Source organism: Vulcanithermus mediatlanticus (assembly GCF_055385885.1).
In genome coordinates this window covers 721,414-745,947 of sequence record NZ_AP042385.1, presented here as the reverse complement: position 1 = coordinate 745,947, position 24,534 = coordinate 721,414, and the positions used below count along the sequence as shown (strand labels likewise).

Genomic DNA, 24,534 nt, shown 5'->3' with positions numbered 1-24,534 from the left:
AGCTGATACTGTCTACCCCGTCAAGCCTCGGAAGTTGGCATCAAGCCACCATGGCTTGCTGAGCTTGGTAGTGTGCCTTAAGCCGGCCCATCATGCGCCTCAGAAGCTTGTGGGCCACCGCAACCAGCGCTTGCTTTTTCTTCTTCCCTCGAGACACCAGCTTTCGATAGAAAGCTCCGAGCTCAGGATCATGTCGCACCGCTACCAAAGCCGCCATGTAAAGTTTCTTTCTGAGCACCCCCGGTCCTTTTCGAGAAAGCCGACTCCGGTACACGCTGCTTCCCGATTGCTCCTCCTCTGGTGCCAACCCGGCATAGGCCGCGGCCGCCTTCGCCCTTCCCCAGAGCTCTGGAGGGGTCAAGGCTAAAACCGCTGCTGCCACCTGCATCCCCACCCCAGGCATCGAGGTCAGCACCTCGGCTTCGGGGAGCTGCTTGAGGAGTGTGGCAATTTCAAGATCAACTTCACCGAGACGTCTCTTGAGCTGGGCCAGGTCTTCCCTGAGCCAGGCAAGCACTCGTTCGTCTCCCGCCCACACGGCTGCTTCCAGGGCTCCTTTAATCTCGGTGACTCGTTTGTTGAGTTGCTCCCGGTAGACGACCATTCGCTTAAGCCGAGCAAGCTTGAGAGGCAAGGGTCGGTGAGGCACGAGGGCATCCCGGTACACCAGTGCGAAGTGGGCCAGGAGCAGAGCGTCGGAGGCGTCGGTCTTGTTCCGCTTCCCACCCGCCCGCCGGAAGGACGCCACCTGGTAGGGATTCGCCAGGGCCACCTTGAAGCCTTGGGTGACCAAGAGACGAAGCAAGGGCAGGTGGTAGAGCCCGCTGGGTTCCACAACGACCCAGGCCGGAGCGTGCTGACGGAGGGCTTGGACCAGGTTGCCGCGGCCCGCCTCGTTATTGGCAAAACGAAACCTTCGCTCAAACGTGGGACCCACCAATGCCAGGTCGAGCCAGCCCTTACTCACGTCGATACCGGCGTAGGTCATGGTCGCCTTCACCCCCGCTTCAGTAACCTGAGGGAGGTGGCCACCCGGCCCCGCGGACCTGCCATGTCGATGCGGTCTTTCGTGACCGGGATACTGTTCGGCCAAGGCTTCGGAGCGGGTGGCCGCCGATCAGCCAAGCGGGCTCCAAACGCCCTGAAGCACTAACGGTTGCACCTCCCTCGGTTGGGAAGATACATGAAGCACTACACCGAATCGGTGGCGCTTCAAGTAGACAATGGGACTTCTGCGATCACGTGTGGGGGTGGTTGGGCCTCACAGGAACCGTGCGAAGACCGCGGCGAAGGCGCGGAGGTCGTTCAGGTTCGGCCAGGAACTCTTCGAGGGAGTAACGCCGGATTCGTTCCAGGATGGTCAGGTATTCTCGCAGGACCCGGGAGTAATACCCGCCACGATCAAAGCCCTCCCGGGCGAAGAGCATTCGCTTGGGGCGCAAAGCCTCGTAGCGCGTGACCGGATCCGCTTGATTCAAGAAGAGAAGGTCGACCCGGTCGAAACCCGCGCGGATCAAAGCCTCTAAGAGCCGGAGCTTGAGGCCGGGCGTGGGTTCCCGAACCACCAGGGCCAGGTCCAGGTCGCTTTCGAGCCCTGCCCGGCCTTCTGCCCGGGAGCCAAAGAGGAAGACAGCCTCGACTTCCGGGAAGAACCGGAACACAGACGCAAGGTCCTGCATGGAGTACCCACGATACCAGAGACATCGAGTGCCATGCCCAGAACATCAGAATAGGTCGAACGATTGCCACGTTATGATCCAGGGCGTTTAAGCTGAGGTGGCCATGTCCGCGCCGCTGCTCAAGCTCAAGCCCCGGCTCGCGCCCCGCGTGTGGGGCGGGACCCGGCTCGCCCGGCGCTTTGGCTACGCCGGGCTGGAGCCGGTGGGTGAGGCCTGGATGGTCTACGACGAAAACGAGATCCAGGATGGGCCCTTTGCCGGCCAGTCGCTGAAAGCCGCGCTTTGCGAGCTCGGCCCCGCCTTTTTGGGGGGAAAGGCGGTCAAAAAGTACGGCCTCGAGCTGCCGCTGCTCGTGAAGCTTCTGGATACCGCCGAGTGGCTCAGTGTCCAGGTGCACCCCGACGACGCCTATGCCCACTCGGTCGAGGCCCACACCGGTTTCCACGGCAAGAACGAGGCCTGGGTCATCCTGGACGCCGAGCCCGGGGCCAGAATCGTCTACGGCGTGAAGCGTCCGGTCTCCCGCGCCGAACTTAAGGCAGCGGCCGAGGACGGAAGCGTTCTGGAACTCTTGAACTTCGTCCCCGTCGCGCCCGGCGACGTGATCTTCGTGCCCGCGGGGACCATCCACGCCCTGGGGCCGGGCATCTTCCTCTACGAGGTCCAGCAGCGCTCCGACCTCACCTACCGCCTCTTCGACTACGGCCGGGGTCGCGAGCTCCATCTGGAAAAGTCGCTCGACGTGGCCCGCCTCGAGCCCACGCCGGTGCGAAAGACGCGGCTCGGGCCCGGGGCGTTCCTCACTACCCCGTTCTTTACCCTCTCGCTCCTGGAAGGCGAGGCCCGGGCCCCAAAGGAGAGCTTTTTGACCCTGGTCCACCCCGAGCGCGCGGAGCCGGGGATGGTCCTCGCCGCGGGCGGGGAGGCCCCGCTTCCCGAGGGTCCCTGGCTCGCCGCGAGCCTCTAAGCGCCCCAGCCTGGCGAAGGTCACCCCGGGGACTTAGAAGCGTGCCCTCAGGCTTCCCAGGGGTTGAAGACCTCAACGCCGGTGGGTTCGAAATGCCTGACGTTCCGGGTGACCAGCACGAGCCCGTGTGTGAGCGCGGTGGCTGCGAGTAAGGCGTCGACGGCGGGGATGGGCTGGCCTTGACTTTCCGCTTTTGCGAGCAGCAAGCCCCAGCGCTCGGCCACTTCCAGGTTGACCTCGAGCACCCTGCCTTCGAACCAACCTTTCAGATCGTTTTCCACCCAGTGCAGCAGTTGCCTCTTGCGTTTTTCGTTCTCGAGTTTTGCAATCCCCTTGGCCAGCTCTCCAAAGGTGATCACGGAGACGAACAGAGCGCTGGGGTTGGCTTCACGCACCCATGCGACGACCGAAGCATTCGGCTTTGGCCTTATGAGCTCGGAGATGACCGGGGTGTCGAGCAAAAAGCGCATGCCGGCACCTTTAGAGTTCGATGTCCCGCGCGGGGGTGGTGTCGCGCTTCAAATCGAGCTCCAAGCCCGCCAGGGGAGAGCGCGCGAGGAAGCTTGCCAGGTCTTCCCGGGGCGCGGTGAGCCGCTCGTAGTCTTCCTTCGAAAGAACCACGGCGACCCTTTTCCCCCTTCGGGTGACGATTTGTGGACCCTCGCGCACGGCTTTCTCGACGACTTCGCTCAACTTGTTTTTCGCCTCCTGCAAAGGCCAGATTTTGGTCATCTCGTTCACCCCCGCCTCTAACAGGCTAGACCGTCTAGCTTATTCATGCAAGACCCTGCTCTCTTGCAGGCCTTGAAGGGGGTTTTGCGGAAGTTGACCTAAGTCAAGACGTGGCTAAGGTTCAGTTGCGTCTCGGTCACTGGTGGGTGGAGGTTCAGGGGGTCAAATTTGGCGCTTTATCTGGGGGCCGTGTTCTAATCTAGATCCTATGAGCGTCGCCCACCAGAATCATTCAGGGCCTACATACGGAATAGGGTTCTGGTGGAGCTTTTCTCAAGTGGAAAGGGACTGCCTGCCAAAGGCCTAGGCCTGGGTGGTGCCTATGGCATTAACGGTGATTTTTGCTTGCCGGGAAATAAATTATGGAGAGGTAGGTTGTTAGTTGTGCTTGGAGGGGGCCGTGCATAAAGAGGAGTTGCTCGCTCGACTTGCAAGCAAAACGGCGAAGATCGGAGTTGTTGGCCTTGGATACGTGGGGTTGCCGTTCGCGCTGGAGGCTGCCCAGGCAGGTTTTCGCGTCCTGGGGATTGAGCGGAATCCGGAGCGTGTAGACAAAGTTAACCGCGGGGAAAACTACGTCGACGATATCCGTGACGAGGACCTGCGGAGGGCGGTGGCCCAAGGTCGACTCCATGCTCAAGAAGACTTCTCAGGGGTAGAGAAACTCGACGTGATCGTCATCGCTGTTCCTACTCCGCTCGATAAAAACCTGGTGCCCGACCTCAGGTATGTGCGCCATGTGACCGGGGAACTCGCCAAGCGCTTGCGGCCGGGTCAGCTCATTAGTCTTGAGTCCACGACCTATCCGGGCACAACAGAGGAAGTGATGCAGCATATCCTGGAGTCTTCCGGACTCAAGGCTGAGCAAGATTTCTTCCTCGCCCACTCGCCAGAGCGCGTTGATCCCGGCAATAAGCGCTGGAACACCAAGAACACCACGAAAGTGGTAGGCGGTGTAGGCCCAAACTCGTTGGCGGTGGCTCAGGCCTTTTACGAACAGATCATCGAGACCGTTGTGCCGGTTTCGTCGGCGCGGGCTGCTGAAATGGTGAAGGTTTTCGAAAACACTTTCCGCGCCGTGAACATTGCCTTGGTGAACGAGCTTGCGCTGCTATGCGACCGTATGGGGCTCAACGTTTGGGAGGTGCTGGATGCGGCCTTCACCAAGCCGTTCGGCATCATGCCCTTCTACCCCGGTCCCGGGGTCGGGGGGCACTGCATCCCTCTGGACCCGCATTACCTCGAGTGGAAGGCCCGGGAGTACAACTTCCGTACCCGCTTCATTGGCCTGGCTGGTGAAATCAACCGCTCGATGCCGCACTTCGTGCGCGAGAAGGCCTGGCGCATCTTGAACGAGATGGGCAAGGCCCCTTCGCGTGCCAAGGTCTTAGTCCTGGGTATTGCCTACAAGGGAGACATCAGCGACTGGCGCGAGTCGCCAGCGATTGAAGTGATTGAGTTATTACAGAAAGATGGGGTAGACGTGAGCTACCACGACCCCTATATTCCGGTCTTTCAACATGAAGGACTGGACCTTGTGAGCGTGGCGTTGACCGATCGGGTGCTTGAGGAAGCCGATCTGGTGATTATCACCACCGCGCATTCCAACGTGGACTACGAGCGTGTGGTTCGGGTGGCCCGTAAGGTGCTCGACACCAAGAACGTCACCAAGAAAATCCCAGGTAGGGAAGGGAAGGTGGTGCTGCTTTGAAGCGTTTTGCCCTTACAGGAGCCGCGGGCTACGTGGCGCCCCGGCATATGAAAGCCATTAAAGAGACCGGCAACGAGCTTGTCGCAGCATTGGATCCTTTCGAATCGGTGGGGATTATCGACTCGTATTTTCCAGGCGCCGAGTTCTTTACTGAACCCGAGCGCTTTGAAGCCTATCTTGAAGAGGAACAGGCTAAGGGAAAGGGCATCGAATACCTGAGCATTACTTCGCCCAATTACCTGCACTACCCGCAGATTCGTATGGCCTTACGGCTCGGGGCCCATGCGCTCTCGGAAAAACCCTTGGTTCTCACCACAGAAGAGCTTGACCGGTTGGCTGAGCTTGAAGCAGCAACGGGCAGGCGTGTCTACACCGTGCTCCAGCTCCGGGTGCACCCGGCCTTAGTGGCACTCCGGGAGCGTCTCCTATCCGAAGGCGGTACCAAGGATGTGGTGCTCACCTACATCACTGGGCGAGGCAAGTGGTATTTGAAAAGCTGGAAGGGGGATGTCAAAAAGAGCGGAGGGCTTGCGACCAACATCGGGGTACACTTCTTCGATCTCCTTTACTGGTTTTTTGGACGAGCGGAGCATATCGAGGTCCACGAACGGAGTGACACCGTTGTGGCTGGGTTTCTTGAGCTCGAGCGCGCCCGCGTGCGATGGTTTTTGTCCATTGATGCCTCGTTCGTTCCCGAGAAGCTCCGCGCGAAAGGCCAGCGCACTTACCGCTCGATCACCGTAGATGGCGAGGAGGTGGAGTTCTCGGGCGGGTTCACCGACCTCCACACCGAGGTCTATAGGAGAACTCTGGCGGGCGAAGGGTTTGGTTTGGAGGATACTCGGGAGGCTATCCGGGTCACCGAGGAGATCCGCAAACTCCCGCTCGTTACTGGTGGAGATCGACATCCCTTTTTGAGGTGACTATGAGCTACTTCGTGCATGAGAGCGCCTACGTAGACGAGGGTGCCAAGATCGGCGAAGGGACCAAGATCTGGCATTTCTCCCATGTGATGACGGGAGCCCAGATCGGTAAGGGCTGCGTCTTAGGGCAGAACGTTTTCGTGGGCAAGGATGTGCGTATTGGTAACAACGTCAAGATTCAGAACAACGTTTCGGTTTACGAAGGAGTGGAGCTTGAAGACGACGTCTTCTGCGGTCCCAGCATGGTCTTTACCAACGTTAAAAACCCCCGCTCGGCCTATCCCAGGCGAGGTCAGTACACCAAGACTCTCGTCAAGCGGGGGGCTACGATTGGTGCCAATGCCACGATTGTTACCGGGGTTACGCTGGGGGAGTGGAGCTTTGTGGCTGCTGGAGCGGTGGTAACGAAGGATGTTCCATCTTACGCCATTGTCGCGGGCGTGCCTGCGCGAATCATCGGTTGGGCCTGCGAATGCGGCGAGTGCCTTTCGTTTGAAGGAGAGCAGGCGGTGTGCCGGGTTTGTGGCAAGGAATACAGAAAGACGGGTGACCGAAGCATCGAAAGGGTGAAATGAGCGAGGTCAAAATTCCCATTTACGACCCCCGTCCCGAGATCGAAGAACTTTGGGATGAGATCCAAGCGGCGGTGCATCGGGTCTTAAGATCGGGACGTTACATCCTGGGGCCTGAGGTGGAGGCCTTTGAGCGCGAGGTGGCTGAATACCTCGGCGTCAAACACGCCATCGGTGTGAATTCTGGTACCGACGCACTGGTGATCGGCCTTAGGGCCCTTGGGGTCGGCCCTGGTGACGAGGTGATCACCACCCCCTTCACCTTCTTCGCCACCGCAGAAGCCATCAGCTTGGTTGGGGCGATACCGGTTTTCGTGGACATTGATCCCCAAACTTTCAACATCAACCCTGAGCTCATTCCCGAGGCCATCACGTCACGCACGAAAGCGATCCTTCCGGTGCACCTCTACGGACAAGCGGCCGACATGGATCCGATTTTGGAAATCGCCCGTGAGCACAGGCTCAAGGTCTTGGAAGACACTGCCCAGGCTTTTGGAGGCGAATATAAGGGTAAAAAGCTTGGCACCCTTGGTGATGCTGGGGCCTTTTCCTTCTTCCCAACCAAGAACCTTGGCGGAGTAGGGGACGGCGGGCTTATCGCCACCAATGACGGCCAAGTAGCTGAACTAGCGCGGATGCTGCGGGCCCACGGAGCTAGGAAGAAGTACCACAACGAAATGCTGGGCTACAACTCGAGGCTTGATGCATTGCATGCGGCAATTCTGCGGGTGAAGCTCCCCTACATTGACGGGTGGAACGAGGCCCGCCGGAGGGTGGCCCAGACCTATAACGAGCTCCTGAAAGATGTGCCTGGGGTGGTGACCCCCTATGAGGCGCCCTACGCGAAGCACGTCTACCATCAGTACACGGTGCGCATTCTGGGAGAGAGGCGTGACGAGGTGAAGCGGAGGCTTGCTGCAGCGGGGATCGGAACCATGGTGTATTATCCGGTTCCAGTACATAGGCTTCCCGTCTACGCCCCCTTTGGGTATGTCTTTCACCAGACAGAGTCTGCTTCGTCTGAGGTCCTTTCCCTTCCCATTTGGCACCAGATGGACCTAGGCGTGCAGGAGCGCGTGGTCGAAGGTTTGTAAAGAGCCTTGAGATGAGTGGCTTGTTGACTAGACTCAAACATCTCGCGCCCAGAGGCGCCTACTCTCGTCACGTGGCGCTGCTAGCGGGAGGCACGGCCTTTGGGCAGGGTATCGTTGTGCTCTTTTCCCCTCTCTTGACGCGTATTTATACTCCATTTGACTTTGGCATACTTGCAACCTTTTCCTCGTTCATATCTGTACTTCTAGTTGTGTTAAGTCTTAGATACGAACAAGCAATTCCCCTGCCCAAACAACGGTATGAGGCCTTAGCTTTGCTTGGCCTCTCTTTGGGGTTAGTTGTCACTATTACTGCGATAATCACACTTTTGCTCTGGGCCTTGGACGGCCTGCTAAGGCAAGCCTTGGGTCCAGTAGCTTTGTACCTTTGGCTCCTTCCTTTGGGGCTTATAGGAGCAGGTTTATATCAAGCCCTCAACTACTGGGCTCTACGCGAGCAAGCTTTTAGCCCGATTGCTCGAACTCGCCTGAGTCAGGGCTTAGGAATGGTGGTGACTCAGTTAGTATTAGGAATGGCTGGGGCGGGATCCGCTGGGCTACTGATTGGGGATATAGTCGGGCGGGCGAGCGGTAGCTGGGGCTTGCTTACCCTGCTTAGGGGAGTCCCGGCTCGAGAATTGTTTGATGTTGGAAATATTTTCCGCGTTGCTACGAGGTATGTGAGGTTTCCGCTTTTCAGTACAGGGGCGGCCTTCCTTAACGTGCTTAGTCGGCAACTCCCATTCATTTTCCTCCCAAGCCTTTTCGGAAATGAAGTGACAGGATTTTTTGCTTTAGCTTACCGATCTTTGGGGCTCCCATCCATGTTAATAGGCCAGGCGGTGGGACAAGTGTTTTTTTCGAAGGCGGCGCAGCTAAAAAGCAATCCCGACAAGCTAGCAGAATTTACTGTGAGAACAGCCCTGGGGCTTTTGGCCTTCGGGATTGCCGTGTTCGGGATAATAATTGTAGGGGGAGCCTCTGTATTCGAAATCGTTTTTGGAGGGGCCTGGAAGCAAGCCGGGTTTTACGCGCAGATTTTGGCACCCTGGTACATGCTGTGGCTAGTATCGAGTCCACTGAGTAATTTATTGGCTATCCGTGAATGGCAGGGTGCCAGCTTAGCTTTCGCGTCGATTGAACTGCTTAGCCGCGGTATGGCCCTATGGTTGGGATGGCGATTACAGTCGGATTCCTTGATGGTTGGGTTTATGTCGCTTGTGGGAACTGGTATTTCTTTGGCGGCTACGGTTTGGTTTTTGCAGGCGGGGTACGTGTCACTTAGTCACGCTTTTGTGAGCGCCATGCCCATAGTTCTTGGGGGGCTAATCTACATCTTTTCGTTGTGGATGGCTATGAAACTGCTGGGTTTGTGGGGATTTGGTGCGGCTGTGGCAGTAGCTGGTTGGGGATTCTATAGATGGGTAAAGAGATTAAAGCTGTTCGCTATTGAGGGGGAGGAGTCATGAGCGGACCGGGTGATCCACTCCTACTCCTTTCCATATTAGTGTTTATTGGTGCTGCGATTTTGGTGCTGCTATATGAAGCTCTTCTAATGAAAGCGGATTTTTTTGAGCCTATAGTGCTTTTTGTCACCTTTTATTCTCTTTATGTTTTGCCTTTACCGGTGCGCGCTTACATCACCGACAGTGTAGAAGGAAATGTAACGCCCTATCTCAATGAGCTTTACCCCTACCTTCCCCAGGCGGTTTTGCTCTCGGCTCTAGGGTTGGTAATTCTGGTAATCGTATATCGTTCTGTGCTGGTTCATGCCCTTTGCGCTACAATACCCCTACCGCCCAAGGGGAATCCAAGAGGATCGCGCTGGGCCTTTTGGTTTCTCTTGAGCTTGTCTTTGCTTTTAATTGTTCTACTCTCGATTTCTGTCGGAGGCTTTGGAGCCCTTCTCCTTCGGGGCTATGGCGCGAGCGCAGAACTTGTTGGCCGCGGCTACTTGGCGATAGGTTTTCCTTGGGGATTCGTCGCCAGCTTGTTTCTTCTATACAGACACGCGCTACGCCGCAGAACGCGCGATATCGTCTGGTTTGCAGTGGTTTTGGCACTCATGGTCTTCGTCCAGATGGCCATGGGAAAGCGCAGCAGCGTACTCGTGATGCTCTTGGCGACGCTCATATTCGTTCACTATTCGATAAGGCGTTTTCGTGTGCGCGAGATCTTATTCTTAGGACTTTTGGCCTTTATGGGCCTAAACCTCTATGGGTTTTTACGTTCCTCTGATTATAAAAGTTTGGGCCATCTTATATCGAAGACAAGCGGGCAGCTGGTTTATCTTGCAGAATCGGGAAAACTGGGCCAGAGTGCATTCTACACTCTTACCGTGGGGGAGTTCGTGGTACCTTTCGAAACGTTCCCGCAGATGATTCGAAGTGTAGGTACTGAAGTCGAGCCGCTATTGGGCATAAGCTTTCTGAGGGCACCGCTGTACTATATTCCTAAAGCAGTGTTCCCGGAGCGCCCGCTGCCTTTGGCTAATTGGTATATGAAAACCTTTTACGGTGATGAGTTTGGTCTCAACGAGGGACGGGCATTTTTCTTTTTGTCCGAAGGATATCTGAACTTCGGTATTGCTGGGGTATTTTTAGTTATGTCGCTATGGGGGGTTTTTCTAGGCGTTTTACGAGAATACAAGGCTCGTGCGCAAGGTGAACCGGGCGCCTTATTGCTCTACGCAGTCACGCTAGCCTTTATCTTTCAAGCAATCCGCGGGGAGTTTTCCTCCCTAGTGGTGGGCTTGCCTGCGGGATACCTAGTACCAGCCTTGATTGGAGTTTTGCTTTCTACAGGTTTCCGGCCTTGGCACCTGGCTAGGGCAAGGAAGCTTCGTTCGTTCAAGGGGAAAGGATTATCGTGAAACTACTATATGTTACCTCGAGTCTACCTTATGGACCTGGGGAATCCTTTATCCTTCCGGAGATCAATGAACTCAGACGGCAGTCTCACGCTGTCGCCGTTGTGCCCACATACCCAAGAGGGGAGATCATTCACCAAGGTGCCGAAAAACTGGTCGAACCTTACAGGATTCAACCCCTGATTTCCAGGGCTATTCTACATGGCGCCATAAGGACATTAATTCGCTTTCCTCAAAGAACTCTTCGGGCTCTAACCCTCCTGGGAACGTCTAATCCTGTCCACCTATTAAAGAATCTGAGCGTTTTTAGCAAAGGGTTGTGGTTAGCTGAGCTGGCACTGGACTGGCGGGCTGATCATATTCATGCGCACTGGGCGGCCACCTCTGCCAGCCTGGCTATGGTAGCTAGCGAAGTTTCTGGCATCCCCTGGAGTTTTACCGCGCATCGATGGGACATCGTGGAAAACAACCTTTTGGCCCGAAAGTGTCGGCATGCTGCTTTTGTGCGCTTCATTTCTCAAAGTGGCTTAGAGCTGGCCCAAAGGCGAGGGGTAGTGTGTGGAGACAAAGCAAGAGTGCTGCACATGGGTATCAGGCTACCCGGACGTGTAGCCACCGACAAAGCTGCAAGTGCCATGGGCAGAGATAGGGAGTTCTTGACAGTGCTGTGTGCAGCCAACCTCATCCCTGTCAAGGGGCATACCTATCTTATTCAGGCCATTGCGCATCTAATCAAAGAGGGCAAGGCAGTTCGCCTCCTGTTAGCTGGTGATGGGGAGTTGCGGCCGGCTTTGGAAACGCAGGTGGCCCACTTGGGGATAGCAGATTGGGTTGTTTTTCTGGGGCATGTTCCGCACGAGAAGCTCTTAGAGCTGTATAAGCAGAACAAAGTAGATGTGTTTGTGTTGCCAAGCGTGGACCTGGGTGGCGGCCTGCATGAGGGTATACCAGTATCACTTATGGAGGCAATGGCTTTCGGTATCCCAGTAATTGCCACTGAAACCGGTGGCATTCCTGAGTTGCTGAAGGACGGAGCTGGGTTGCTGGTTCCCCCCAAGGATCCTAAGGCCCTAGCAGAGGCTATCGCACGCTTGGCGACTGATCCGGCCCTGCGCCAGGCTTTGGGGGACGCAGGTAGGAGGTGTGTGGAGCAGGAGTTTTCGATCGACGCAGTGGTGCGCCGTCTGGCTGGGTGGTTTGCCGAGAGTGGAGAGAAGCGATGAAGGTGCTAACGGTAGTAGGGGCTCGCCCTCAGTTCATCAAGGCCGCTGCGGTCTCGCGGGTGTTGCGAGCTACACCGGGGGTGAGAGAGGTTATAGTCCACACCGGCCAGCACTACGACGGCAATATGAGCCGCGTGTTCTTTGAAGAGCTGGAGATTCCTGAGCCCGACTACCACCTGGGCGTTGGCTCTGGCACCCACGGGGCGCAGACCGGGCGGATGCTGGAGGCTATCGAGCAGGTGTTGTTGGAAGAGAGGCCCGACTGGGTGCTTGTCTATGGGGACACCAACTCCACGCTTGCCGGAGTCCTGGCTGCGGTCAAACTTCACATACCCACAGCTCATGTGGAGGCCGGGTTGCGTTCGTTCAACCGCAGGATGCCGGAGGAGATCAACCGAGTACTGACCGACCATGCTTCCGATCTCCTCTTTGCGCCTACTGAGGTGGCGGTGCAGAACTTACGGCAGGAGGGAATCCCTGACGAACGTATCCACCTGGTGGGGGACGTGATGTACGATGCTGCCCTTTACTACGGGGCAAAAGCCAAGCGCGTAAGTCGCATTCTTGATCAGCTGGGTTTAGAACCAAAAGGGTACGTCTTGGCCACTGTGCACCGCGCTGAAAATACCGATGACCCTGTTCGGTTTCGTGCTATCATGAGCGGCCTAGTGGAGGTCGCAAGGGAAATACCGGTAGTTCTTCCCTTGCACCCCCGTACTCGGGGAGCGCTCGAGCGGGAAGGAATGTTTCGTGACGTGCGGGCTTTCCTACATCTCGTCCCTCCTGTTGGTTATCTGGACATGGTGATGCTAGAGCAAAATGCCCGCTTAATTGCCACTGATTCGGGAGGCGTACAAAAGGAAGCTTTTTTCTATCGGGTTCCCTGCGTGACGATGCGCGACGAAACGGAGTGGGTGGAGTTGGTGGAGTCTGGGTGGAATTATTTGGCTCCGCCTAAAAGCGCGGCTGCAGTCAGTAGAGCCGTGTTTGCCCGTATGGGTGCGGTCGGCGAGGAAGTGGACCTGTACGGCGGCGGTGAGGCTGCGCAGCGTATCGTGGCCGTTTTGCAGGGGGATACATGAACATCTGGATTGTGAACCACTATGCCATTCCGCCCCAGCAAGTAGGGGGTACCCGCCACTATGCTTTAGCTAAGGAATTAATCCGGCGTGGCCATCGGGTAACCATTGTTGCTTCAAGCTTCGACCACGCTACCCGTAGGGAAGAGCACTTAGCTCCAGGAGAACTCTTTAAGCTAGAGGTTGTTGAAGATGTCCCCTTCCTTTGGCTGCGCACCCCCCCCTATGCGGGAAATTCGGTGGCCCGGGTCTGGAACATGGCCGTTTTTGCCTACCGCGTTTGGCGCATCGCTGGCGAAGCTCTTGTGGGAAGGCCAGACGTGGTGATTGGCTCGAGCCCGCACCTTTTTGCGGCTCTGGCCGCCGAACGTCTGGCCGCGCGTTTCCGCGCACCTTTCGTGCTTGAGGTGCGTGACCTTTGGCCTCAGACTCTCATCGATTTAGGTAGCTTTTCCGCTCGCCACCCCTTTATCCTTCTCCTGGAGAAAATCGAGCGCTACCTGTACCGTAAGGCGACTCGCATTATCACCCTTCTACCTGGGGCAGGGGAGCACATTAAGGATAAAGGAGGGGACCCATCCCGGGTCGTATGGATTCCCAACGGGATTGACCTCGAGCTGGTACCTCCCCCACAGCCACCAGATGAGGATGAAGTCTTTACACTCATGTATGCAGGTGCTCATGGGCTTGCGAACGGGCTCCATACGGTGTTAGAGGTGGCCCATCATCTGGAGCAAGAGGGGTGGGGAGAGAAGGTCCGCTTCAGGTTGGTTGGAGACGGCCCGGAGAAACCCTCTCTTATGGAGCGTGCTAGTGGGCTTAGACTGACCAGTGTTGTTTTTGAAGACCCCGTACCCAAGCGCGAAGTCTACCGCCTGCTCCAACAGGCTGATGCTTTCTTGATGATTTTGATGGAGTCTTCCCTTTTCCGTTGGGGAGTGAGCCCAAACAAGCTTTTCGATTTCATGGCTTCCGCCCGCCCGATTGTTTTCTCCGTTAGCACAAGGTTTAACCCGGTGGAAGAAGCCAAGGCGGGTTTTACTGTTCCAGCAGGTGACCCGATTGCTTTGGCCAAGGCGATCAAACGCCTTGCCGCGATGCCCCGAGAGGAGCGTTGGGCCATGGGCCTCAGAGGACGGCGATACGTGGAAGAGCACCATGCATTCAATCGACTCGTCGATAAGCTAGAGGAGGTGCTCCAGGATGTGGCGCAGGCTCGGGCGCTCATCCGTGCTTAAGCGAGTCTTGGACCTGGTGGGGGCTTCGATAGGGCTCCTTCTGCTTTCGCCTCTTATGGCCTTCATCGCCCTCCTCATTCGCTTCACGATGGGCCCTCCAATTCTCTTCCGCCAAGTGCGCCCAGGTCTCCATGGAAAGCCCTTCGTAATGTACAAGTTCCGCACCATGCTCGATCTGCGGGACGAGCAAGGGAACCTCCTGCCTGATGAGAAGCGGCTCACGCCCTTGGGACGCTTTCTTCGGAGCACGAGCCTTGATGAACTGCCTGAACTATTCAACGTGTTAAAGGGGGATATGAGCCTCGTGGGGCCTCGGCCGCTTTTGATGGAGTATCTGGACCGGTACACTCCGGAACAGTTCCGGCGGCATGAGGTGAAGCCGGGCATCACCGGCTGGGCCCAGGTAAACGGGCGGAATGCCCTCACGTGGGAAGAGAAGTTTAAGTTGGACGTATGGTATGTGGATCATTGGAGCCTTTGGCTTGACCTAAAGATCCTGGGGCTTACCCTAATAAAGGTGCTGCGGCGGGAAGGGATAAGTCACGGGCGCCATGCCACCATGCCGGAGTTCCGGGGTCGGGATGAGTCCTAAAAACGTCTATGTAATCGGAGCTGGGGGGCACGCAAAAGTGGTGATTAGCACCCTCCAGGCGGCGGGTTTTACTGTGTCCGGTGCTTTTGACGACGATTCCCAAAAATGGGGTCACCGGGTATTAGGGGTTCCGGTTTTGGGGCCTGTTGAAGCGGCCAAGGAATTCGCTGAGAAGGGAAGCTTCGTAATAGGGATAGGGGATAATGCCCGCCGGAAAGCCCTTGCCGAAACGCTAAGGGGTCTAGAGTGGGAGGTTGTAATTCACCCAAGGTCCTACGTGCATCCAAGTGCCCAACTCGGGCCGGGTACGGTGGTCTTTGCGGGTGCGGTGATCCAGCCTGGGACGGTGCTTGGAGGGCACTGTATCGTTAATACGGGTGCGACAGTGGACCATGATTGCAGGATTGAAAGTTACGTTCACTTGGCTCCGGGCGTGCATCTCGCTGGTGGGGTCGAGGTTGGAGAGGGGACCATGGTGGGGATTGGCGGCTCGGTTGGGCCCAATATTCGCATAGGCCGTTGGACTGTTGTAGGGGCTGGCGCGGTTGTCGTGCGGGACCTGCCGTCCCATGTTACAGCAGTAGGGGTTCCTGCCAAGGTGATTAGGGAAAGGAAAGCGAAATGAGCGGTACGCGGATCGTACGGGAGCCCATCCCCATGTCTTCTCCGGACCTAGACGAAGCCGATGTTCAGGCAGTGTTGGAGGTTCTTCGCTCCAGCCGCTTGGCTCTTGGTCCTCAAACGGTGGAGTTCGAGCAGCTTATGGCAGAGTACGTAGGGGTGAAGCATGCGGTTGCCGTGAGCTCGGGGACTGCGGCGCTCCACCTCATCGTGCGCGCCCTGGGCCTGGGGCCTGGGGATGAGGTGCTGGTGCCCTCCTTCACTTTTGCAGCAAGCGTTAACGCCCTTCTCTACGAACGCGTCACACCTGTTTTCGTTGATATTGAACCCGAGACCTATAACTTGGATCCTGAAGACCTCGAACGCAAAATCACACCTCAAACAAAGGCCATTATGGCCGTGGACATCTTCGGTCACCCGGCAGAGTGGGACGAGATTCTCCGCATTGCGGACGAGTACGGCCTTCGAGTGATTGATGACTCCTGCGAGGCCCTGGGGGCGGAGTACAAGGGGCGCAAGATCGGGCAGTTTGGGGATGCGGCCGCCTTTGCCTTTTACCCCAACAAGCAGATGACGACAGGGGAGGGCGGGATCATCGTCACCAACAGCGACCAAATTGCCCGCTTGGCCCGTTCCATGCGAAACCAGGGCCGGGGAGAGATGGGGGCGTGGCTCGAGCACGAGCGCCTGGGCTACAACTACCGCATGGACGAGATGTCTGCCGCTCTGGGGGTTTCGCAGCTTCGCCGGATTGAGACCTTCTTGACAAAGCGCGAGCGAGCTGCACAGATGTACACCGAAAGGCTACAGCGGTTTTCATGGGTTCGTCCGCCAGTAGTGAAGCCCCACGTGCGCATGAGTTGGTTCGTTTACGTGGTGACGCTTGCCGAAGGGTTAGAGCGCGACCCGGTGATGCGGGAAATGGAAGCTTTGGGGGTGCCCTCCCGGGGCTACTTTGCGCCGGTTCACCTGCAGCCCTACATTCGCAAAATCCTGGGAACAGGGCCGGGGATGCTCCCCTTGACCGAGTCGATCGCCCGGCGAACCATTGCCCTGCCCTTCCATAACAACCTGACCGAGGACCAGGTAGAGCGAGTGGTTGAGGCTTTGCATCAGGCTGTGCAGCGCGTTTCGGCGTAGGTTATTTCTCACGGCCCTTTGCGCCTTAAGGGTGTAGGGTTGGATCTAGGCATGGGCCGGATACTAGTGAAGTATGCGCTTGACTTGTTCTTGTGGGGGCTCGCTGCGCCCCTGGCCTTTTGGCTACGACTCGAAAGCCCTTGGCCCCAATACCGTGAAGCCCTGATTGCATACACCCTCCTCGGCCTGCCGGTGAAAGCGCTGCTCGTCTTTGCCTTTGGGCTTTACCGACAGTCTTGGCAGAGAATTGGGGTAAGAGATCTCTACTCGCTTGTTCAAGCTGTTGGGCTGGGCCTGGTTGTTCTTTCCGCGGTCAGTTTCTTCATTTACCCCCACCAGCCTCTTCCCCGCAGCGTGCCCCTGATCGAAGGTGGGCTTTCGCTTCTCCTGCTTGGAGGGGTGAGGCTTTTCCGCCGGTTGCTTCATGAACAGAGCCGGGCTGTAGAAGCGAAGAAAAATCAGCAGGCTCGGCGCGTACTGATCGTCGGGGCGGGCGAGGCGGGGACGATAATTGCCCGGGAAATGCTCAGGCACCCCGAGGCGGGCTTGGTGCCGGTGGGTTTCCTCGACGACGATCCGAGCAAGAGGCGCCAGCGGTTCGGGGGGCTTCCGGTGATGGGGGGTATTGAGGACTTGCCCAGCGCAGTGCGGAAGGCCCAGGCGGACGAAGTGCTCATCGCCATTCCTTCGGCGCCGGGCCGTGTGGTGCGCCGGGTGGTGGAGCTTGCTCGTAAGGAGGGCGTGAGCCACAGGATCATCCCCGGTATATACGAGATTCTCTCAGGTAAAGTTTCGATCTCGCAGATCCGGGAGGTGGATGTTGAGGACCTCCTCCGCCGAGAGCCCGTCCGGCTCAACCTGGAGGAGATCGCGGGGTATTTGGAAAACCGCGTGGTTTTGGTCACGGGAGCCGGGGGCTCGATTGGCTCGGAGATTGTGCGCCAGGTGGCGCGCTTCCGCCCCAGGCGTGTGATTTTGCTTGGCCGGGGAGAGAACAGTCTTTACCAGATCGAGCGCGAGATCGAGCGCAACTGGCCGGAGCTTGCCTGGCGGACGGTCGTGGCTGATGTCCGTGACCGGGAGAAACTGCAATACGTTTTCTCGGTGTACCGCCCCGAGGTCGTCTTCCACGCTGCCGCGCACAAGCATGTTCCAATGATGGAACTGAACCCTGACGAAGCGATCTTGAATAACGTGGGAGGTACAAAGAATTTGGTTGAGCTTGCGTTAGAACATGGGGTTGAACGGTTCGTTAACATTTCAACGGATAAAGCCGTGAACCCCACTTCGGTCATGGGCGCTTCGAAGCGGGTGGCTGAGTACCTGGTGCAATGGGCGGCTCGAAGGGCACGCGAGGGACAGGTTTTCGTGTCGGTGCGCTTTGGTAACGTCTTGGGGAGCCGGGGAAGTGTGATTCCCTTATTCAAAGAGCAAATTCGTTTGGGTGGCCCCGTGACCGTGACGCATCCTGAGATGATGCGCTACTTCATGACGATTCCGGAGGCAGCTCAGCTCGTTTTGCAAGCCGGGGGCCTTGGGCAAAACGGCGCCGTATATGTGCTTGACATGGGAGAGCCGGTGAAGATCGTCGATCTGGCGCGGGACCTCATCCGTTTGTCAGGGCTTGAGCCCGGTGTTGACATCGAGATCGTGTTTAACGGGGTTCGCCCGGGAGAAAAGCTCTTTGAGGAGTTGCTTACTGCGGAAGAGGGAACCGAGGCCTCGAAGCACGAGAAAATCTTCGTGGCCCGGAACAGCGGAGTACCCGATGAAGTCCTCGAGCCGCTTCTCGAGAAACTCTTCGAAGCCGCGGCCACGCGTGACCCTGAAAAGCTTCGCGACACCTTGAAAGCGCTCATCCCAACGTATCAGCCCCGGGTGCAGGACGCTTGACTAAGGTACCGTGGGCAAGGGGCGTCCTTTTTCCTCCTGGGCCGATCAGTCATCACCGAAAACTACTGCTGGGGTGGTGTTGGCGGGGGCCATCTACGGCACCCGATGCGCATCTTGCTGCAGAGACCCCCACCCATCCCTCTCCCGACTGGAGGGCGGAAAAGGGCGTCTTTTGGTGCGGCTTGGTAGCTTGTTGGTTTGTCGCATTAAGAACCCCTTGGGGGGTACCGTGCTGGCGGGGCGAATTCTGACCGGGATTTCAGCTCTGAGCGTGCCTGCGGAAGAAATCGGCGATGGCCTCCTTCGCTGTCCTGCCTTCGGCCACTGCGGTGACCATCTCCACCAGCTCGTCCTCGCTGGCGTTGATCTCGATGTCGTTGAGTTCGAGGAAAACCAGCGCAGAGGCCGCCCCGGTCCGCTTGTTCCCGTCCACGAACGGGTGGTTCCTGGTGATGTGGAAGAGGTAGGCCGCGGCCATCTCGAACAGGTCGCCCGCCAGGAACCGCTCCCCGAAGCCCGCCGCGGGCATGGTGATTGCCGATTGCAGGAGGCCGAGGTCCCGTATACCAGGCTCACCGCCGTAGCGTTCGATCTGGTCGCGGTGGATGCGCAGCACCTCGCCGAGACTCAGGAAAATGGGGGGCATGGATTATTCCGCGAGGCGCTTGAGGGCGCGGCCGTATTTCCGGTTCACCTTTTCCAGAGCCTTCTCGAACTTCTCCTGGTGTTCGGCGTCACGGACCGGAGAGACGATCAGGACCTGCCCGTCGGTGGAGATTTCGAGCGGCGTGTCCGCGTCGATCTTGAGCAGCTCTAGAATCGGCCGGTCGATGACGAGGGCCAGGCTGTTCCCGTGTTTTGTGAGGCGCTTGATCATGGCCATGCCTCCAGTATCGAGGTTCCTCGTAAATACAATGTATCACCAAAGGCCGCCGTGATCAATTGAAAAAATCCTGCCCAAGCGGGTTCCGGCATCCTTGGCCGTTTCGCTGCAGAAACCCCCTCCCCGACCCTCCCCCAGGGGAGGGCGAAGAGGCGCCAGCGCACGGGGCGTGATCCGGCGGTGGTCAGGCGTTGGCTCCCGCACTGGAAACGCCCGGCGGAAAGAGCAATACCGGGTCCATGTTTGCCGGGTTCACGGCGGCGGGTGTGGCGCGGCGGTGGTTTGTCGCGTATTCTGGTGACTAATCATGCAGGAATACTCGGAAGCTGAGCTTACGCTCAGGGACCTCGTGGATATTCTCAAGCGCCAGTGGCGGCTGCTGGTAGGCGTTCCGGTGGCCTTTGGCGTCTTGGCGGTGGTGTATGGTTTCTTGATCGCCAAGCCGACGTATGCTTCCACGACCACGATCTCCGTGAGCCCGCTGCAGGTCCAGGCCCAGCTTGAGCGGCGGATCCAGGTGCAGCAAAGCCCCATCCTGACCTTTGACGGACTGCGGGCCATTGCCTTTTCCCAGGACGTGCTGCAGGAGGTGTGGGACGGCCTGAAGTCGGCGGGCCAGCTGCCTTTTGCCTGGGAGGACCAGGGGAATCTGCGGGGCCTTGAGCGGATGTCCAAGGCCTTCAAGGTAAAGGACCAAAGCGGACGCCAGACCGCGGTGCCCCAGGGGCAGATTCCGCCGCTGGTGGCCGCCATGACGGTCACCGCCGAGAGCCCGGAGATCGCGGCCAGGGCGGCGAACCTCTGGGCAAAGGCCACGATCCGGCGGGTCAACGAGATCCCGCAGCGGCGCCTCAAGGCCAGCCTGGCGGCGCTCGATGCCCAGATCGGCCCGGCGGAGAAGGCCTACCGCGAGGCCCAGGCTCGCTGGGAGGCCTTCAACCGTACCACCACCCTGGCCCAGGACCGGGCCGAGCTGAACGCGAAAACCCAGGAGCGGGTGGCGCTGGATAAAGAGCTCTCGACCCTGGAACGCGACCTGGCGGCGGTCGAGGGGCGCATCGAAACCCTCACCGCCGAGGTGAAAAAGCAGGCGGAGATCATTCCCGTCGACACCAGCCCGGCCCAGATCGCGATCATGAACTTGCGGCTCGATCCCGCCAAGGCCCGTTTGAAGGAAGAGACGGAAAAGGCGAGGGCGGCCTTCCTCCAAGCGGCCAAGGCCCTCGAGGCCTTCAAAAGGCGGGAGCGGATCCCCGAGTGGCAGGCCGAGCTCGCCGCGTACACCAAGGGCTACGCTTCCGCCCAGGCCCGCATCCTGACGATCGATAAAGAGCTCGCAACCGAGCGGCGGCGCCTCGAATATGCCCAGGCGCGTCTGGCCGAATACCGCGGGCAGACGCCAGGGTTGAGCCTGGATAAGCTCGTGGCTGGGATGAAGGTCTCCGAGGCGAAAAAGCTCCTCGCGGACCGGCTGGCCCGGGCCGACGATCGCTACAAGCAGTCGGAGGCGAACTACCGGGCCTTCCAAAAGCGCAACGCCCTGGCCCTGCTCCAGTCCAAGCTGCGCGACTTCAACGCCGAGGCCAGCAAGGTCGCCCTCCGCCTGGAGACGCTGGCCAGCGAACGCTCGATCAAGGCGGCCCGGCTCCGGGCCCTCGAGGACCTGCTGGCAAAAGAGCCGCAGCTGCTCACGCTGGAGCGGGAAGTGGCGGCCGATCCCGTGGCCCTCGCCGCCGCGCTCAAGGCGGGGGGGCTCGAGGCGCTGGTGGGCCTCAAACTCAAGAACCAGGTGCTCAACCCCACCCATCTCGATGTTCTGGGCAAGGTGCTCGGGTTGCGGGCCGATCTCGTGGCCCTGGATAAGGAAGCCGCGGCGCTGCGGGAAGAGGCTGGCCGGCTGCAGGCCGAGATCGACCGCCTGAAAGATGAGATCACCAGCCTGGAACTGGAAAAGGCCCGGGTGCTCGCCGAGCTCGAGGTGGCGCGCGACCAGTACAACGCCGTCTACCGCTACTACCAGAACATCCTGACGCTTTCGAGCCAGGCGGTGGACAGCAAGACGCTGCGGGAGGTCAACCCCGACGTGCTGGCCTTCCGGGACAAGGTCGTGGCGGCGCAGAGCAAGATCGCCGGGCTTGTGGCCGAGAAGGCGGCGCTTGAGCGAAATATCGCGGTCTACCAGCAGCGAATCGCGGACCTGCAGGGGAAAATCGCCGCCCAGGAGCAGGAAAAGGCGTCGGTGAGCCTCGAGTACGACTCCAAGAAAAAGCTCTACCAGACGCTGAGCTTCCGTTACGACCAGCTGGCCCAGCTCGACGCGCCCACCCTGGTGTTTGACAATCCGAACCCCGAGTACCAGCGGCTGCGTTCGGTTCTGATCGATGCCGAGGCCGAGCGGGCCCGGCTATTGGCCCGGAAAGCGGCGCTCATGAAGCGCATCGCCCAGGTGGATGCCCGCATCGCCGAGCTCAAGGCCCGGGTGGCGAAGGCGCAGGTGGAATCGGACCAGGTGGACCAGGCCCTGGACCTGGCCAAGAACACCTACCTGGCCCTGGCTCAAAAGCAGACCGATTTGCAGATCGAGCTCGCTAGCTCGCAAAACGCCCTGGCCCAGGTGGTGGCTCCGGCCTACCCGATCTTCGAGAAGGTGGCGCCCAAGCGGGGGATGATGCTAGTTCTGGCCGTGATTCTGGGATTTTTCCTCGCTATCTTCTGGGCGTTTATCCGCGCGGCCCTCGAGCCCGAAGCCCCGCCCAAGGCCGCGGGTGGGGGGAGCTAGGCGGGGCGGCCTGTTTTGAAAGCTCGGCGGGCAAATGGCCGCAGCTTTCTCTTTGCAAGGGCTTTTGAAGCCGCTGGCCGTTTTGCGGTCGTAAGCCCCCACCCCAGCCCTCCCCAAGGGGAGGGAGAAAGATATTGGGGATTTGATTGTTCCGGATGCTCGGCATGTTCAAAGGAGGTTCGGCAACTCTTTGTCTGCCTCCCCCTTGGGGGAGGTTAGGAGGGGGGGGTTGTTTCCCTGAACCGGACCGTTGGCCATTTCGCGGTGAAGTGCTCCCCCAAATTTGGACCACCCGGCAAGAGAGGGTCTTCGGGTAATCTGCGGGGGAGCGAACATGGGCAAATGGACGGCAAAGGAGAAAGCCAGGATCGTCCTTGAGGTGCTCACCGGCCAGCGGACGGTGACGGACGCCTGCCGGACATACGGGGTCTCGGAGTCCGTCTACTACCGATGGCAGAGGAAGTTCCTGGACGATGCCCACCTGGTCTTCGGCTCGACCTGTAAAGAACAAGAGGCCCGTATCCACGAGCTTGAGCGGCTGGTCGGGCAGATGGCCCTGGAGCTGGAGGTCTTAAAAAAAGCCTCCAGCATCTACCGGCAAAGGAAAGGCGGGGCCTGGTGAACGCCCTCAGGGGTCGCTACCCCCTGCGCCTTTTGGCCCGGGTCCTGGACGTTCCCCGGAGCAGCCTGTATTACCGCCCCAAGGCCAGGGAGGATGAGCCCTTACGGGAGCGCCTTAAAGCCTTGGCCCGGGCCTGGCCCCGGTACGGGTACCGCCGGCTCGGGGTCCTGCTCCGGGGAGAGGGGTTTTCGGTGGGCGACAAGAAGGTGCGCTCTCTGATGCGCCAGGAGGGTCTGCTGGTTCCCAGGCAGGTTGCAAAGCCAAGGACTACCCTGAGCCTGGGGGAAGCCGGGATTCCCAACCGGCTGAAGGGGTTTCGCCTCACCCGAGTGAACCAGGTGTGGGTGGCCGACCTGAGCTACGTGCGCACGGGCGAGGGCTTTGCTTACCTGGCGCTGGTCATGGACCTTTTGACCCGGAGGGTGGTGGGGTTCGCCCTCGGGCCCAGGATCACCGAACACCTGACCCTTTCTGCTTTGGACATGGCCCTGGAAGGAGGCAGGCCGGAGATTCACCATTCAGACCAGGGGGTGCAGTACACGTCCCGGCGGTACGTGGCGCGGCTGATCCGCACCGTAAAGGAGGAATGGGTGGACCTCAGGGAGTACGGATCGCTCGCCGAGGCCCGGGCCTCCATTGAGGCGTTCGTTCTGGATGTTTACAACCGCAGGCGGCCGCATTCGGCCCTGGGGTATCTGACGCCGGAGGCGTTCGCGGAGAAATTCTTAAAGGGGGGCGGGGGACTGACCGAAATCGGGCGGAAAGTGGTCCAAAAATAGGGGGGCAGTACAGCAGGCGACTCCCCGTCTCTCGATACTGAAAAACTGGTAACACTTCTTCCTCTTAGAGATGCGTAATGTTGACCGAAAATGTGTTGGATAATGTTTTTGCGGTTTTTGCATCGAGCAAAGGGATCACGTTTGGAGCCAGTTCTCTGAGTTGGTTGGCATTCAACTTCGCAAATGCTTTGAGCTCTAGGTTGCTGGGTACGTGGTTGAGGACAAGCAAAAACCGATTTTGGTCTTGGTAAATGGCCACGTTGGTGGTCCGATCATAGATATCCTCGGCCACACCCCTCAAGTCCCCGGTTGCGATCCGCCCGGCTCTTACCACGAATATCCTGTGATTTGTGATAACAACGCCAATGCCAGTGTTAGCTACAATTTCGAACTCAATAAATTCGTTGCTATCGAGAAGTCCATTGACTCGTTTGCCCAATGCTCCGGGTAATTCGCTGCGTTGGTTCGTGCCACCTCGTGTTTGGGCAATCCTTGAGGAGTTAGCCAAATAAGGTGGAGCGAGCCTTTTCCCGCATCTGCTGCAGTAGAGATCGCCGTTTCTAGCCGGAGCGTCACATGACGGGCATTTGGAGTTCAATATTAAAGATACGTCGCTATACATGGAGGTATTGCATACTGAGGTATATTCGTCGCTTGCATCCCATTCCTGGAGCGCCTTTGCCCTCACAACTGTGAAGGGGTGGGACGCCAGTACGGCGCCCGAGAAGAGCAATGCAGCTTTGCCACTAAGCGTTTTGTCAATGTCGGTGAATTCCTCAGCTTGGGACAGGAAAGCTTCGAGTCCGCCGGGTTCGGGTGTGGCGTAACCGCCGGAGAGCTTGTATAAAACCGAAATCCCGACCGAAAGGTCGCCGACCACTAAGTGGGCCACCCGATCTGCGGTCAGCTCAGACTTCCTCTGCCACCTTAGCATGGCAAGAAGAAGCGCTTCGCTAACGATGCCGCCCAGTAAGTCACCGAGGACGGGAACTCGTGCGGCTACGTTTAACAGGTAACGCGACGCCGTGTGATAGAGCATATGCCCTGACATGATATGTCCCAGCTCATGGGCAAAGATCCATAACAGCTCGATGTCTGAAACGCTTTCGATCAAACCGCTATTTACCACAACCCAGGAGAG

Annotated in this window: 23 protein-coding genes; 16 read left to right on the top strand and 7 right to left on the bottom strand. The window is 58.5% G+C overall.

Features of this window, described 5'->3' with window-relative positions; translation table 11 throughout:
* Nucleotides 1-40: 40 nt before the first annotated feature.
* Together ACZ5BT_RS04745 and mntA are read right to left on the bottom strand one after the other, a co-directional pair.
* Nucleotides 41-988: an IS110 family RNA-guided transposase gene (locus ACZ5BT_RS04745; protein ID WP_464883685.1), complete on the bottom strand. Its 948-nt coding sequence runs from the start codon at nt 986-988 to the stop codon at nt 41-43.
* Nucleotides 989-1,238: 250 nt separating this feature from the next.
* Nucleotides 1,239-1,679: a type VII toxin-antitoxin system MntA family adenylyltransferase antitoxin gene (gene mntA / locus ACZ5BT_RS04740; protein ID WP_464885468.1), complete on the bottom strand. Its 441-nt coding sequence runs from the start codon at nt 1,677-1,679 to the stop codon at nt 1,239-1,241.
* A gap of 103 nt (nt 1,680-1,782) precedes the next feature.
* On the opposite strand from mntA, the gene ACZ5BT_RS04735 reads away from it, so the two are divergent.
* The gene (locus tag ACZ5BT_RS04735; protein WP_464885467.1) at nt 1,783-2,646 is read left to right on the top strand and encodes a type I phosphomannose isomerase catalytic subunit; all 864 of its coding nucleotides are present in this window, start codon (nt 1,783-1,785) and stop codon (nt 2,644-2,646) included.
* A 47-nt stretch (nt 2,647-2,693) separates the two neighbouring features.
* On the opposite strand, the gene ACZ5BT_RS04730 is transcribed toward ACZ5BT_RS04735, so the two are convergent.
* On the bottom strand, nt 2,694-3,116 hold the full coding sequence (locus tag ACZ5BT_RS04730; RefSeq protein ID WP_464885466.1) for a PIN domain-containing protein: 423 nt from the start codon (nt 3,114-3,116) through the stop codon (nt 2,694-2,696).
* A 10-nt stretch (nt 3,117-3,126) separates the two neighbouring features.
* Entirely contained in the window at nt 3,127-3,378 is a 252-nt protein-coding gene (locus tag ACZ5BT_RS04725; RefSeq protein ID WP_464885465.1) for a type II toxin-antitoxin system Phd/YefM family antitoxin, read from the bottom strand.
* Nucleotides 3,379-3,778: 400 nt separating this feature from the next.
* On the opposite strand from ACZ5BT_RS04725, the gene ACZ5BT_RS04720 reads away from it, so the two are divergent.
* The 13 genes from ACZ5BT_RS04720 (at nt 3,779) to ACZ5BT_RS04660 (ending at nt 18,330) form a co-directional block, all read left to right on the top strand.
* Nucleotides 3,779-5,089 (top strand): nucleotide sugar dehydrogenase, encoded by a 1,311-nt coding sequence (locus tag ACZ5BT_RS04720; RefSeq protein ID WP_464885464.1) that lies wholly within the window; start codon nt 3,779-3,781, stop codon nt 5,087-5,089.
* Nucleotides 5,086-6,012 (top strand): Gfo/Idh/MocA family protein, encoded by a 927-nt coding sequence (locus ACZ5BT_RS04715; protein WP_464885463.1) that lies wholly within the window; start codon nt 5,086-5,088, stop codon nt 6,010-6,012. The genes ACZ5BT_RS04720 and ACZ5BT_RS04715 overlap by 4 nt, the downstream gene beginning before the upstream one ends.
* A 2-nt stretch (nt 6,013-6,014) precedes the next feature.
* Entirely contained in the window at nt 6,015-6,587 is a 573-nt protein-coding gene (locus ACZ5BT_RS04710; RefSeq protein ID WP_464885462.1) for an acyltransferase, read from the top strand.
* On the top strand, nt 6,584-7,678 hold the full coding sequence (locus tag ACZ5BT_RS04705) for a DegT/DnrJ/EryC1/StrS family aminotransferase (protein WP_464885461.1): 1,095 nt from the start codon (nt 6,584-6,586) through the stop codon (nt 7,676-7,678). Before ACZ5BT_RS04710 ends, ACZ5BT_RS04705 begins: the two co-directional genes overlap by 4 nt.
* Nucleotides 7,679-7,749: 71 nt before the next feature.
* Nucleotides 7,750-9,144, top strand: coding sequence for an oligosaccharide flippase family protein (locus ACZ5BT_RS04700; RefSeq protein ID WP_464885460.1), 1,395 nt, complete (start codon nt 7,750-7,752; stop codon nt 9,142-9,144).
* Complete coding sequence (locus ACZ5BT_RS04695) at nt 9,141-10,547, top strand: oligosaccharide repeat unit polymerase (RefSeq protein ID WP_464885459.1); 1,407 nt, start codon at nt 9,141-9,143, stop codon at nt 10,545-10,547. The genes ACZ5BT_RS04700 and ACZ5BT_RS04695 overlap by 4 nt, the downstream gene beginning before the upstream one ends.
* Nucleotides 10,544-11,767 (top strand): glycosyltransferase, encoded by a 1,224-nt coding sequence (locus ACZ5BT_RS04690; RefSeq protein WP_464885458.1) that lies wholly within the window; start codon nt 10,544-10,546, stop codon nt 11,765-11,767. Before ACZ5BT_RS04695 ends, ACZ5BT_RS04690 begins: the two co-directional genes overlap by 4 nt.
* Nucleotides 11,764-12,849: a non-hydrolyzing UDP-N-acetylglucosamine 2-epimerase gene (gene wecB / locus ACZ5BT_RS04685; protein ID WP_464885457.1), complete on the top strand. Its 1,086-nt coding sequence runs from the start codon at nt 11,764-11,766 to the stop codon at nt 12,847-12,849. The genes ACZ5BT_RS04690 and wecB overlap by 4 nt, the downstream gene beginning before the upstream one ends.
* Entirely contained in the window at nt 12,846-14,084 is a 1,239-nt protein-coding gene (locus ACZ5BT_RS04680) for a glycosyltransferase family 4 protein (protein ID WP_464885456.1), read from the top strand. The genes wecB and ACZ5BT_RS04680 overlap by 4 nt, the downstream gene beginning before the upstream one ends.
* Nucleotides 14,050-14,676, top strand: coding sequence for a sugar transferase (locus tag ACZ5BT_RS04675; protein WP_464885455.1), 627 nt, complete (start codon nt 14,050-14,052; stop codon nt 14,674-14,676). Before ACZ5BT_RS04680 ends, ACZ5BT_RS04675 begins: the two co-directional genes overlap by 35 nt.
* Nucleotides 14,636-15,301, top strand: coding sequence for an acetyltransferase (locus tag ACZ5BT_RS04670; RefSeq protein ID WP_464885454.1), 666 nt, complete (start codon nt 14,636-14,638; stop codon nt 15,299-15,301). The genes ACZ5BT_RS04675 and ACZ5BT_RS04670 overlap by 41 nt, the downstream gene beginning before the upstream one ends.
* A 32-nt stretch (nt 15,302-15,333) precedes the next feature.
* A complete protein-coding gene (locus ACZ5BT_RS04665) occupies nt 15,334-16,437 on the top strand; it encodes a DegT/DnrJ/EryC1/StrS family aminotransferase (protein WP_464885453.1) in 1,104 nt (367 codons plus the stop codon).
* 51 nt (nt 16,438-16,488) lie between these two features.
* Nucleotides 16,489-18,330 carry a polysaccharide biosynthesis protein gene (locus ACZ5BT_RS04660; RefSeq protein ID WP_464885452.1) on the top strand — a complete coding sequence of 614 codons (1,842 nt, stop codon included), beginning with the start codon at nt 16,489-16,491 and terminating at the stop codon, nt 18,328-18,330.
* A gap of 259 nt (nt 18,331-18,589) precedes the next feature.
* On the opposite strand, the gene ACZ5BT_RS04655 is transcribed toward ACZ5BT_RS04660, so the two are convergent.
* Nucleotides 18,590-18,976, bottom strand: a complete 387-nt coding sequence (locus tag ACZ5BT_RS04655; protein ID WP_464885451.1) for a type II toxin-antitoxin system death-on-curing family toxin — start codon at nt 18,974-18,976, stop codon at nt 18,590-18,592.
* Nucleotides 18,977-18,979: 3 nt separating this feature from the next.
* Nucleotides 18,980-19,213, bottom strand: a complete 234-nt coding sequence (locus ACZ5BT_RS04650; RefSeq protein WP_464885450.1) for an AbrB/MazE/SpoVT family DNA-binding domain-containing protein — start codon at nt 19,211-19,213, stop codon at nt 18,980-18,982.
* 307 nt (nt 19,214-19,520) lie between these two features.
* Between ACZ5BT_RS04650 and ACZ5BT_RS04645 the strand changes: the two genes are divergently transcribed.
* Nucleotides 19,521-21,992 (top strand): Wzz/FepE/Etk N-terminal domain-containing protein, encoded by a 2,472-nt coding sequence (locus tag ACZ5BT_RS04645; RefSeq protein ID WP_464885449.1) that lies wholly within the window; start codon nt 19,521-19,523, stop codon nt 21,990-21,992.
* 334 nt (nt 21,993-22,326) lie between these two features.
* A protein-coding gene (locus ACZ5BT_RS04640; protein ID WP_464885448.1) for an IS3 family transposase occupies nt 22,327-23,393 on the top strand; the annotation gives its coding sequence in 2 pieces (ribosomal slippage) (nt 22,327-22,561 and nt 22,561-23,393; 1,068 coding nt in all).
* A gap of 64 nt (nt 23,394-23,457) precedes the next feature.
* On the opposite strand, the gene ACZ5BT_RS04635 is transcribed toward ACZ5BT_RS04640, so the two are convergent.
* Complete coding sequence (locus tag ACZ5BT_RS04635) at nt 23,458-24,522, bottom strand: M48 family metalloprotease (RefSeq protein WP_464885766.1); 1,065 nt, start codon at nt 24,520-24,522, stop codon at nt 23,458-23,460.
* Nucleotides 24,523-24,534 lie beyond the last annotated feature (12 nt).